General features: G+C 69.2%; 12 protein-coding genes and 1 tRNA gene. 7 read left to right on the forward strand and 6 right to left on the reverse strand.

Annotated elements, in window-relative coordinates; genetic code table 11:
• From scpB to ABGB10_RS32995, 5 genes are all read left to right on the forward strand, one after another.
• On the forward strand, positions 1–771 hold a 771-nt coding region (scpB, locus tag ABGB10_RS32975), incomplete at its 5' end, for an SMC-Scp complex subunit ScpB (RefSeq protein ID WP_347664886.1).
• Positions 758–1528 carry a pseudouridine synthase gene (locus ABGB10_RS32980; protein WP_347664887.1) on the forward strand — a complete coding sequence of 257 codons (771 nt, stop codon included), beginning with the start codon at positions 758–760 and terminating at the stop codon, positions 1526–1528. The genes scpB and ABGB10_RS32980, both read left to right, overlap by 14 nt.
• Positions 1529–1724: 196 nt before the next feature.
• Complete coding sequence (gene cmk, locus ABGB10_RS32985; RefSeq protein WP_347664888.1) at positions 1725–2405, forward strand: (d)CMP kinase; 681 nt, start codon at positions 1725–1727, stop codon at positions 2403–2405.
• Entirely contained in the window at positions 2402–3808 is a 1407-nt protein-coding gene (gene der / locus ABGB10_RS32990) for a ribosome biogenesis GTPase Der (RefSeq protein ID WP_347664889.1), read from the forward strand. The genes cmk and der overlap by 4 nt, the downstream gene beginning before the upstream one ends.
• Positions 3809–4021: 213 nt before the next feature.
• Positions 4022–4095 (forward strand) — tRNA-Pro (locus tag ABGB10_RS32995).
• 69 nt (positions 4096–4164) lie between these two features.
• On the opposite strand, the gene ABGB10_RS33000 is transcribed toward ABGB10_RS32995, so the two are convergent.
• From ABGB10_RS33000 to ABGB10_RS33025, 6 genes are all read right to left on the reverse strand, one after another.
• A complete protein-coding gene (locus ABGB10_RS33000) occupies positions 4165–5298 on the reverse strand; it encodes a site-specific integrase (protein WP_347664890.1) in 1134 nt (377 codons plus the stop codon).
• Positions 5295–5513, reverse strand: a complete 219-nt coding sequence (locus ABGB10_RS33005; RefSeq protein WP_347664891.1) for a helix-turn-helix domain-containing protein — start codon at positions 5511–5513, stop codon at positions 5295–5297. Before ABGB10_RS33005 ends, ABGB10_RS33000 begins: the two co-directional genes overlap by 4 nt.
• A gap of 67 nt (positions 5514–5580) precedes the next feature.
• Positions 5581–7140 carry a replication initiator gene (locus tag ABGB10_RS33010; RefSeq protein ID WP_347664892.1) on the reverse strand — a complete coding sequence of 520 codons (1560 nt, stop codon included), beginning with the start codon at positions 7138–7140 and terminating at the stop codon, positions 5581–5583.
• Entirely contained in the window at positions 7130–7423 is a 294-nt protein-coding gene (locus ABGB10_RS33015) for a hypothetical protein (RefSeq protein ID WP_347664893.1), read from the reverse strand. Before ABGB10_RS33015 ends, ABGB10_RS33010 begins: the two co-directional genes overlap by 11 nt.
• Positions 7420–7635, reverse strand: a complete 216-nt coding sequence (locus ABGB10_RS33020) for a hypothetical protein (RefSeq protein WP_347664894.1) — start codon at positions 7633–7635, stop codon at positions 7420–7422. Before ABGB10_RS33020 ends, ABGB10_RS33015 begins: the two co-directional genes overlap by 4 nt.
• On the reverse strand, positions 7635–7979 hold the full coding sequence (locus tag ABGB10_RS33025; protein WP_347664895.1) for an XRE family transcriptional regulator: 345 nt from the start codon (positions 7977–7979) through the stop codon (positions 7635–7637). Before ABGB10_RS33025 ends, ABGB10_RS33020 begins: the two co-directional genes overlap by 1 nt.
• A gap of 581 nt (positions 7980–8560) precedes the next feature.
• On the opposite strand from ABGB10_RS33025, the gene ABGB10_RS33030 reads away from it, so the two are divergent.
• Positions 8561–9163, forward strand: coding sequence for a sigma-70 family RNA polymerase sigma factor (locus ABGB10_RS33030; RefSeq protein WP_347664896.1), 603 nt, complete (start codon positions 8561–8563; stop codon positions 9161–9163).
• A 59-nt stretch (positions 9164–9222) separates the two neighbouring features.
• Positions 9223–9969, forward strand: a complete 747-nt coding sequence (locus tag ABGB10_RS33035; protein ID WP_347664897.1) for a hypothetical protein — start codon at positions 9223–9225, stop codon at positions 9967–9969.
• The last annotated feature ends 190 nt before the right edge of the window (positions 9970–10159 follow it).

The following is a 10159-nucleotide window of genomic DNA, read 5'->3' on the forward strand; positions in this document are numbered from 1 at the left end:
GATCAGGAAGATCTTGGTCGGAAAACGCCCCTCCAGGGGCCGGAACCTTCCAAGATCTATGCCGGGCCGGGCGCGAACGCGTCGGGCTCGGGGGAGTTGGGCGAGGGTGGGCCGGCGGGGGAGTCGGGCGGGGCGGGTGGGTCGGGCGGGGCTCGGGACGTACCCCCTCGGCAGGTTGCGGGGCGGCGGCGGGTGACGGCCGCGCCGGAGCCGGCACCTGAGCTGTCCGACGCCGAGCTGCGCGGCGCCCTGGAGGCGATCCTGCTGGTGGTCGACGAGCCGGTCAGCGAACTGGTGCTGGCCCAGGTGCTGGAGCAACCCGCCGAGCGGGTCGGCCCGATGCTCGACGACATCGCCGCCGGCTACACCGTCGCCGGGCACGGGTTCGAGTTGCGCCGGGCGGCCGGCGGGTGGCGGCTGTACACCCGGCCGGAATACGCTACGTACGTCGAGCGGTTCGTTCTGGACGGGCAGTCCGTACGGCTGACCCAGGCGGCGTTGGAGACGCTCGCCGTGGTCGCCTACAAGCAGCCGGTGACCCGTTCGCGAATCTCAGCCATCCGGGGTGTGAACTGCGACGGGGTCATCCGTACGCTGGTCACCCGCGGCCTCGTCGAGGAGTGCGGCACCGAAACGGACAGCGGGGCGTTCCTGTACCGGACCACCACGCTGTTCCTGGAGAAGCTCGGGCTGAACACCGTTCACGAGCTGCCGCCCCTCGCACCCTTCCTGCCCGACGACGTAGAAGAGCTTGCTGATGCGACCCGATAACCGTTCCCCCAAACCCGACGCCCCCGTCTTCGAGGGGGCGGAGCGCCTGCAGAAGGTGCTCGCCGCCGCCGGCGTGGGTTCCCGGCGCGCCTGCGAGGACCTGATCTTCCGTCGCCGGGTCACCGTGGACGGGCGGGTCGCCAAGCTCGGCGACAAGGTCGACCCGGCCACCGCCGTGATCCACGTGGACGGCGAGCGTCTCCAGGTCGACGTCCGCCTGGTCTACGTGGCGATGAACAAGCCGCGCGGGGTGGTCACCACCATGGCGGACGAAAAGGGACGCAACGAGCTGTCCGACTTCATCGGTGCACGGCTGGAGCAGCGGGTCTACCACGTCGGGCGGCTCGACGCGGACAGCGAGGGCCTGCTGCTGCTCACCAACGACGGCACCCTCGCGCACAAGCTCATGCACCCCTCGTACCAGGTGCTGAAGACCTACCTCGCCGAGGTGGTCGGGCCGATCCCGCGCAACCTCAGCAAGCGGCTGCTGTCCGGCGTCGAGCTGGAGGACGGGCCGGTCAAGGTCGACTCGTTCAAGGTGGTGGACACCCTGGGCAAGAGCGCCCAGGTGGAGCTGAGCCTGCACGAAGGGCGCAAGCACATCGTCCGACGGCTGATGGACGAGGTCGGGCACCCGGTCACCCGGCTGGTGCGTACCTCGATCGGTCCTATCCGGCTCGGTGAACTGCGGACCGGACGGCTCCGGCGGTTGACCAACGCCGAGGTCGCCGCCCTGTTCAACGCGGTGGGTGACTGACCCCCGGTTCCGGGGTACGGCAGCCGGTAGGCTCCACCGACGGCCGGGACGCGGCCGCCCGGGTGGCGTGGGTCGCCTCCGGTGGCGGCGCGCGCGGGTCCGCCAGAGGACCCGGGCATGATTGATGACGATTGACAAACCGCTTGCGGCGCCGAATCACCGGGCGATCCGTGAGGTACGGGCTGAGGAGGACACGGTGGAGGAAAACGTACGGGCCGGGCGATGTGTGGTCGCTGTGGACGGGCCGTCCGGTTCGGGTAAGTCCACCGTGTCGCGGCGGCTCGCCGCCGGCATCGGTGCGCGCTACCTCGACACCGGGGCGATGTACCGGGCGATCACGTGGGCCGTGCTGCGCTCCGGCGTGGACCTGACCGACGCCGCGTCGGTGGCGAAGGTCGCCGGCGAGGTCGACCTGCGCATCGGCACCGACCCCCAGGGGTACGCCGTGACCGTCGACGGTGTGGGCGTCGACGCCGAGATCCGGGGCGCGGAGGTGACCGGGGCGGTCTCCGCCGTCGCCGCGGTGCCGGCGGTCCGTGAGCTGCTGGTCGCCCGGCAACGCGAGATGATCGTCAACGCCGGTCGGATGGTGGTCGAGGGCCGTGACATCGGTTCGGTCGTGGCGCCGGACGCCGACCTGAAGGTCTTCCTGACCGCCTCCGAGGCGGCCCGCGCCGCCCGGCGCAGCGCCGAGGACGCCGCCGACGTGGCGGCCACCGCCGCCGACCTGGCGCGACGGGACCGGCTCGACTCGACCCGCAAGGTCAACCCGTTGGCGCAGGCACCCGACGCCGTGGTGCTCGACACCACCGAGCTGGGCATCGACGAGGTCGTGGCGCGACTGCGCGACCTGCTCACCGAGCGGGGTGTGGCATGAGTAGCGATGGTGGTGGCTGGGTCGAGCTGCGGGAGCCCGACGTCGCCGTCGAGGAACCGAGTGGCCCGCAGCCGGTGGTGGCCGTGGTCGGTCGCCCCAACGTGGGTAAGTCCACTCTGGTCAACCGGATCATCGGCCGCCGACAGGCGGTCGTCGAGGACGTCCCGGGTGTGACCCGGGACCGGGTGCCGTACGACGCGCAGTGGAACGGCCGGGCGTTCACCGTGGTGGACACCGGCGGCTGGGAGCCGGACGCGAAGGACCGGGCCGCCGCCATCGCGGCGCAGGCCGAGACGGCGGTCGTGACCGCCGACGTGGTGCTCTTCGTGGTCGACGCGATGGTGGGCTCCACCGACGTGGACGAGGCCGCGGTGAAGATGCTGCGGCGCAGCGCCAAGCCGGTGATCCTGGTGGCGAACAAGGCCGACAACAACTCCATCGAGATGGAGGCCACCTCGCTGTGGTCCCTGGGCCTCGGTGAGCCGTTCCCGGTGTCCGCGCTGCACGGGCGAGGCTCCGGCGACCTGCTGGACGCCATCCTCGCCGCGCTGCCGGAGGCACCGGCGATCGTGGAGAACCGTCCCCGTGGGCCGCGCCGGGTGGCGTTGGTCGGGCGGCCGAACGTGGGCAAGTCCAGCCTGCTCAACCGGTTCTCCGGCGAGGAGCGGGCGGTCGTCGACTCGGTGGCGGGCACCACTGTGGACCCGGTGGATAGCCTGGTCGAGATCGGCGGTCAGACCTGGCAGCTGGTCGACACGGCCGGGCTGCGCAAGCGGGTCGGCAAGGCCAGCGGCACCGAGTACTACGCCAGCCTGCGTACCGCCGGCGCGATCGAGGCCGCCGAGGTGGCCGTGGTGCTGCTGGACTCCAGCGAGCCGATCAGCGAGCAGGACCAGCGGATCCTGTCGATGGTGACCGAGTCGGGCCGGGCGCTGGTCATCGCGTTCAACAAGTGGGACCTGGTCGACGCCGACCGTCGGTACTACCTGGACAAGGAGATCGACCGGGAGCTGCGCCGCATCCCCTGGGCGATCCGGCTGAACCTGTCGGCGATGACCGGTCGTGCCGTGGACAAGCTGGCCCCGGCCCTGAACAAGGCGCTGGCCAGCTGGGAAACCCGCGTGCCGACCGCGCACCTCAACCAGTGGTTGACCGCGCTGGTGCAGGCCACCCCCCACCCGGTGCGGGGTGGACGGGCGCCGCGGATCCTGTTCGCGACGCAGGCCGGTGTGGCGCCGCCACGGTTCGTGCTCTTCACCACCGGCCCGCTGGACGCCGGCTACCAGCGCTTCGTCGAGCGCAAGCTCCGCGAGGAATTCGGGTACGAGGGCAGTCCGATCGAAATCTCGGTCCGCCCGAGGAAGAAGCTGGGCCCCGGCGGCCGAGGCAAGGCACACGGCTGACGCGCCTGACGTTCCGAGAATGCCGGATGGGAGACGTCCCATCCGGCATTCCTCTACCCACCCTCCTAGGACGCTTTAGAGGGTGTGGGGTGGTCCGGTCGGCGTGGTGTGCGGCGGCCCGGTCGGTTCGCGACCCGGGTGGGGCCTGTGCGAAAGGCCTGCGACTGCTGCGCTAAGCTTTAGCGGCTGTCGCGGTGGGAAACCACGCGAGGGCGGGACGTGGCGCAGCTTGGTAGCGCACTTGACTGGGGGTCAAGGGGTCGTCGGTTCGAATCCGGCCGTCCCGACGCAGGTGAGGGGCCATCTCGGAAGATCGAGACGGCCCCTTTGTCGTACCTGGGTGACTAACTGAGTGACTACGCCTCAGCGTCGAAGATCCGGTCCATGGCGACTGCACCGCCTAGGAGCACCGGCCGTAGTTGGTGCCGGTAGACGCTCTCGGTGACCGTCGTGCCGGAGTGGCCGCAGAGGTCCGCGATCTGTTCGAGGCTCATGCCGCTGTCGGACAGCAGGGACACGAAGCTGTGCCGCAGCTCGCGGGGAGTCCAGTCGCGCGGGTCGAGGCCCGCTTTGGCGACGACGGGGCGGAAGGCCCGAAGCACATTGTGCCGATCGAGGGCCGTGCCAGCGGCAGAGGCGAAGACGAGACGGTCAGCGGCAGGCTGGCCTTGGCGCTCGTGGTGGGTCATGAGCGCGGTGACGCACCGGGCCGGCAGAGCCAGGGTGCGACGCGACTTCTTGGTCTTGGTGTCTCCATCGGCGCGGACCGAGCGCCAGACCTGAATGGATGGCGGTATCGGGGGACCGCTGTCCGGCTTGCCGGCGAGGTCGACGTGTGACCAGGTGAGGGCTCGCAGTTCCTCGGTGCGAGCGCCGGTCAGTAGTGAGACGACGATGTAGGCGTGCAACGAGCTGCTCTCGGCAGCGATTAGAAGCGCCTTGGCATGGTCGAGCGTCAGCGACTTCGAGGGACGGCCGCCGCGACCTGTGGGTACTTCGCAGAGTGCCACAACGTTGCGTTTGACCCGGTCTCGCGCCATGGCTCGATTGACCGCGCGGTTAAGCAGCGAGTGGAGGAGCCGCAGGGTGCGGGTGCTCAGTCGTTGGGCTTTGCCCATGAGCCAGCGGTCAACATCGGTCGCGCTGAGATCCCGCAGCTTCCTCGCGCCGAGGTCGCTGATGATGTGGGAGCGCACAAGGGTGGTGTAGTTGGCCTTCGTGCTCTCGGACTGGTTGCTCAGGCCGTAGGTGAGCCAGTCGGTGAGAGCGTCGGCAACGGTGTGTCCGTCTTGGACCAGGGCGAGGCCGTCTTCGTAGTCGCGGATCTTCTCCCGCAGTTTGGTGCGGGCTTCGGTCTTGGTTTTGCCGCTGCCTTTGCGCACGACGCGTTTACCGGCTGGGGTGTAGCCGACGGTGATGGTGGCGATCCAGCGTTGTCGGGACTCGTCCCAGTGCAGACCGCCTTCTCCTCGGGCGCGGCGGGTGGTCATCGGGTGCCTCCTTTCTGTGCTTCGTGTTCGAGCAGGTCGACATAGGCGATAATCGCCGCGTCGGTGACGAGGCGGGTGCGGCCTTGTCGGACGGTGCGCAGTCGGCCGGCGCGGATCTGTTCGTAGATCACGGAGCGGGACAGGCTGAGCAGGGTCATGGCTTCGGGGATGCGGTAGAGCGCCTTTCTCTCGGGTGCGGTCAGGGTGGTGGGCAATGGGCTACCTCTCCTCGGTTCGGTGGTTGACCGTCAAGCCGGTCTTGACGGCGAATTCGTGGGTGGGTCAGGCCACGGCGGCGAACTCTTCGCGGGCCACCTCGTGCCTTTCACGGGCCATGGCGGCGGCGGTGTTGGCGAGGAGTGCGTCTCCTGTGGTGCGCCAGCCGGACCCGGCGTAGGTGAGGAGGCCGACAATGAGCGTCGTCTCGTCGTCCTCGGGTTGGTCGGCGTATTCGTGGCCGGTTTCGGTGCGTCGCCAGATGACGCGGGCGTCGCGCAGGATGCGGAAGGTGGTGGAGTAGCGGCGGCTTTTGGTGAGGAAGTGGCCTCCGAAGCCGAGCATGTGCGCCCAGCGTCGGAGGTGTTGCCAGTCGCGGTTGCCGCCGAGGGTCCAGCAGGCGTCGATGAGCCGTTCTGGGTGGCTGCCCTGGTGGTTGGCGTAGAGGTCGATGACCTCGCCGTCGAGACGGCGGGATACGTGCCCGGTGGCCTCGGTGCTCTTGGTGGCGTACTTGGCCAGGTACCCGGCGACTTTGCCGTCGGTGATATCGCCGTCAGCGGTGATGGGGCGCACATCGAATCCCTTGGCCGGGTCGCCCCAGGCGATGTGCCAGCCCTGCGGGCGGGCGGGGTGCGGGCGGGTGGTGAAGGTGACGGTGGCGGCGTGGGTGACGGCGGCGACCAGGTCGTCAACGCCGAGCGCGGCCGGGGGCGGGACGACGGCGTTGGGGTCGAGGTCGACGCCGTCGAGGCGGACGATGGCGTGGTAGTGCACGACGGCGCGGCGTTGCATCTCGGCGACCTTGCCGAACGACGGCTTGACCGGCGGTACCCGACGCACTCGGCCGGAGTCGGTGACCTGGACGACCGGAGGCAGGCCGAGCTGGCGGGAGCGGGCGTGCAGCCGCTTGCGGATGGCCTCGCTGGTGCGGCGCCACAACTCCGGTGCGGAGTGGTTCCACACGATCTGGGCGTCGTAGTCGTAGCAGTCCAGGCACAACGGTTGACCCAGCCGAGGATCGGACTCTTCGTGACGTGCCCAGCAGACCGACGCTTGCCCATGTTCGCAGGGCCGGGCGGTGGGGTCAGTGGCCCGGCGCGCGTGGCAGGGTTCAGCCCGGCAGTCGCAGCGGCGACGGTTGCCGCACGTGTGCCGATTGACCACGCGGTTGTGCACGGTGCCGAACGACGGGGCGGTGAGGGTGACGAACACTGCCGGATGCCCGGCCACGGACGCGGGGATGCCTTTGCCGCCGGCGAGTCCGGCGCGCAGCAGTTGGTAGGCGTCGCGTTGGTAGGTGCGGGCGCAGGACGGGCAAATGGCGTGGCGGCGGTTGCCGCACGGCTTGTAGATCTCTCCGTCCGGCATGTCCTCGGTCCGGGCGGCGGACAGGAGTTGGCCGGTGGCCCGGTCGACGGTGGCGACCTCGCCCGAGAGTCGGATGGGGTGGGAGCAGCCCGCGGCTGCCTTGACGTGGTCGAGCCAGTCGAAGACGTTCGGGTCGGTGGCCCGGTGGAACGCGGACTCATCCCGACCGACGAAGCCGGTCGACGAGGTGGGCCGGAGCCCCGGACCAGCAGTGGTGCGCTGATCCGGGACAACGGCGATGAGGTCAGCGGCCACGGGTGCGGGCCGCCTTCATCGGGATGTGTTGGACGGGGCCGGTGGCGAACGGGTTGGGTCCGTCGAAGATCCGGCCGAGCAGGGAGGCCACGGGTGCGGGCAGGTCGGCCCGGTGGTGCTCCCACAGGTAGATGTCGCGGATGAGTTGGTAGGTCTTCGGCAGTTCCACGCCGTCACGAGCGGCGAGGATCTTCAAGCGGCCGATGAGTTGGACCGGTTCCCAGCCTCGGACAAGGCGGGGTTGACGCCACCGGTAGCCGGTGGGGGTTGGGGTGGTGGTCATGCCAACACCACCCACGGTTGCTCGATGAGGTCGGCAGCGCAGGCCGGGCAGGCGCACTGCGAGTTGCCCGGGTCGGGGCAGCGGTTCACCGGGCACCACTGGCAGCCCGGACGGCTGCACCAGTAGCAGCGCTCGATCGTGTCGTCCGGTACCGGAGGCGACGGCCGGTCAGCGGGACCAGCGGCAGGCAGGAGCAGGGTCGTGGTGGTCATCAGGCCACCGCCCGCAGTGTGATGCCGGCGGTGCAGTCGCCATCAACGAAAGCCCAATTGGGCAGGCCGAACAGACGGCCAAGCAGTCCCTCGTAGAAGGGCGACGCTTTGACGGTGCCGCTTTCCCAGCGGCACAGGTTGCGCTTGAAGGTGGGCCAGTCCGGCAGCCGCGCGCCCTCATTGGCGGCGACGCGGGTAAGCCGGCGGTACAGGTCGTGCTGTGACCAGCCGCGAGACTGGCGCAGCTTCTTCCATGGCCAGATGACCGGAGCAGGAGTGGGGGTGGGAGTGGCGTTCGTGGTGAGCACGGACAGGGCATCCAGCAGAGCGGTGCGGTCGAGCACCGCAGGCAGGTTCAGCGCCTTCCCAGGGGCCAACGCGTCCCGAAGCGTCGCCAGAGCAGAGAGCAGGCGAGCATCAGACAGCGCCGGAGGGTGGCCCGAGGCGCAATGAGCAGGGTGAACGGTAGGCTGGACAGGCATCGTGATTCCTTTCGCAGAGGGCCGATGCACTTGGCCTCGACGGGCCGCAATCCCGTCGGGGCCTCTTTGCGCTCCCCGTATCCCTTGTAAAGGGGGGTTGCGCATCGATGTGTGGCCGAGGTTACGCAAGCCCCCTTGCTTGGGTCAAGCCCCATCCTGCGATAAGGTGCGTTGAACGTTCAGCGCACCGGATCGGAGGGACCGTGGAGATCAGCCCGCACGGCCTGGCTGACATCCAGGACCCGAGCGACAGAGCACGCAAGGCCAGCGATTTGATCGATGAGCACCAGGCGGCCGTCAACGAGCTGTCTCGGCTACGCCGTGAAGCGTTGGACGAGATGGTGTCGCAGGGAATGACGCACGCGCAGATCGCTCAAGTCGTCGGCATGACACGCGCCCGCGTCGGACAGCTCCTGTCGTCTGGACCCCGACCGGAACGAGCGATGCTGGGCACTGGCCCGCTCACCGTCGCGGTCGGCGGCAAGTTCGAGGCGGGCAAGGCGAACCCGTACGCGGTCGTCTCCGCCGAGATGCTGGCCGCGTACGAGAGGTTGTCCAACCTTGCTCGGGGACTCAGCTTGAAGACCGAGTACGAGGTGGTGCCACCGCCAGGCATGGTCGACCTGAACCGCACCAACCTGGTCGTGGTCGGCAGTCCCCGGATTCTGCCGTTCGTCGGGCAGGTGCTCGCGTCCGATCCGAAGCTGGGCTTCGGCAGCGACGACGACGGCGTCTATCTTGTCAACCGGCAGACCGGCGAGGAGTTCCGCTCTCCGTCGGACAGCGGCGAGCCGGTCGACTATGGATATCTGGGTCGGCTTCCCCGCCCTGATGGACGTGGCACCTTCCTCTACCTCGCCGGCATCCACGCCATGGGCACGCTTGGAGTCGCGCAGTACCTGGACGACCACCTGGACGAGCTGTACCGCGAGGTGAAGAACCGGCGGTTCTCTCTGCTGGTGGCCTGCTCCTACGACCCGAAAAAGCGGGCCGTGAAGAAGGTCGACGCGTTGACGCCGATCTACCGGAGCGAAGGCGTGGCCTGATGCGTGTCTCAACCGCCTCGGACGCAGGTAACCCGAAGTCGCCCAACGAGGACTGGGTCATGGCTAGCGAGAACCTGATCGTGGTTCTCGACGGCGCTACGGCCCGTACCGGCACCGGCTGTGTTCACGGCATCGCCTGGTACGCCGCAAAGCTTGGCTCTGCTCTCGCCGGCTTGGCGGCCGATCGTGACTCGGAGTTGGTCAACGCGCTGATGTACGGCATCCGGTTTACCGCCGATCAGCACCGGGACACCTGCGATCTCAGCCACCCGGGTACACCCTCGGCCGCTACCGCTGTGCTACGACTCAAGGACACCGCGTTGGAGTACGCGGTTCTCGGTGATGTCACGGTGTTGATCGATACTGTCGACGGCATCCAGGTCATCACTGATGACCGGGTGGATAAGACCGCCCGCGCAGAACGTGACGAGGCCGACCGGCACCCGTTCGGATCGGCCGAGAAGCAGGCCGCGTTGCTGCGGATGAAGCACGCCGAGTTGGCCGCCCGTAACCAGCCCGGCGGGTACTGGGTGGCAGCGGCCGACCCGTTCGCCGCTCGACACGCGATCACCGGAGAAGTCCCACTCGACAGCGTCCGACGAGTCGCCGTGCTGACCGACGGAGCAGCCCGCCTGGTGGCCCTGTTCGGTCTACTCGACTGGCCCGACGTGCTCGACGTCCTAGCCCAGGGCGGACCGACCGAGCTGATCAGCCGAGTCCGCGCCATAGAGGCCGCCGACCCGTCCTGCATGAAGTGGGCGCGCAACAAGCGCAGCGACGACGCCACCGCCGTTTACGCAGCCTGAGCAGCGATTCTGCGAGCAGGGCCGCCGGCTGCCGGCGAAGTGGTGAGAACTTTCTGTACGTCTTCAAGGCGGCCCGAGACGGGCCGCACGCGCCGCCGCCTGGGCGCGCGGCCGACGCTCCGCTGTCGCTCCACGCCGGCCACGCAGAACGCCCGGCGGCTGGCGCGGAGGGCGGGAAGCCCGGGGGCCG

This window comes from Micromonospora sp. B9E7, assembly GCF_039871815.1.
Lineage (GTDB): Bacteria > Actinomycetota > Actinomycetes > Mycobacteriales > Micromonosporaceae > Micromonospora.

What these genes read in the sequence shown, in the direction of transcription:
- ABGB10_RS32980 (WP_347664887.1), top strand. Translation starts at nt 758, where the DNA reads ATGCGACCCGATAACCGTTCCCCCAAACCCGACGCCCCCGTCTTCGAG.
- der (WP_347664889.1), top strand. Translation starts at nt 2,402, where the DNA reads ATGAGTAGCGATGGTGGTGGCTGGGTCGAGCTGCGGGAGCCCGACGTC.
- ABGB10_RS33000 (WP_347664890.1), bottom strand. Translation starts at nt 5,298, where the DNA reads ATGACCACCCGCCGCGCCCGAGGAGAAGGCGGTCTGCACTGGGACGAG.
- ABGB10_RS33015 (WP_347664893.1), bottom strand. Translation starts at nt 7,423, where the DNA reads ATGACCACCACCCCAACCCCCACCGGCTACCGGTGGCGTCAACCCCGC.
- ABGB10_RS33020 (WP_347664894.1), bottom strand. Translation starts at nt 7,635, where the DNA reads ATGACCACCACGACCCTGCTCCTGCCTGCCGCTGGTCCCGCTGACCGG.
- ABGB10_RS33030 (WP_347664896.1), top strand. Translation starts at nt 8,561, where the DNA reads ATGCTGGGCACTGGCCCGCTCACCGTCGCGGTCGGCGGCAAGTTCGAG.
- ABGB10_RS33035 (WP_347664897.1), top strand. Translation starts at nt 9,223, where the DNA reads ATGGCTAGCGAGAACCTGATCGTGGTTCTCGACGGCGCTACGGCCCGT.